Here is a 340-nt window from a genome sequence, read left to right as displayed (position 1 = left end):
GCTGCCGTTCGCCAGATTCTGGTTTTCCAGTTCCAGCCCCGCAGGCAACAGATCCACGACTAACGCATCCGGTACACTGTTACTGGCTTTAACCTGCAACCACACCAGCACCAGATCGCCGCTACGTAACGAGTCCAGCGATTTGCTCTTACCGTCAGTACCCAGAATATGACGCTCAATTTGCAGCACATTGCTCGCCGGTAAAGGTGCGGATTGCGGATAACCGCTGGCATCCACACGCAGCCATAACGGCTGATCGCCACTGTTGGTCACCTGCAAGGTGGCAAGTTGATCGCTATTCAGATTGCTGGTTTGCGCTTTCTCGCCTGTCAACGGCTCA

At 54.7% G+C, this 340-nt stretch carries 1 protein-coding gene; it reads right to left on the bottom strand.

All coding sequences use genetic code 11. The features are described from left to right. On the bottom strand, nucleotides 1-340 hold a 340-nt coding region (locus LZP73_RS19550), incomplete at both ends, for a hypothetical protein (protein ID WP_234236580.1).

The sequence above is a fragment of the Shewanella sp. AS16 genome, assembly GCF_021412365.1.
In the GTDB taxonomy this organism is placed as follows: Bacteria; Pseudomonadota; Gammaproteobacteria; order Enterobacterales; family Shewanellaceae; genus Shewanella; species Shewanella salipaludis.
This window is presented reverse-complemented; position numbering and strand designations above follow the sequence as displayed.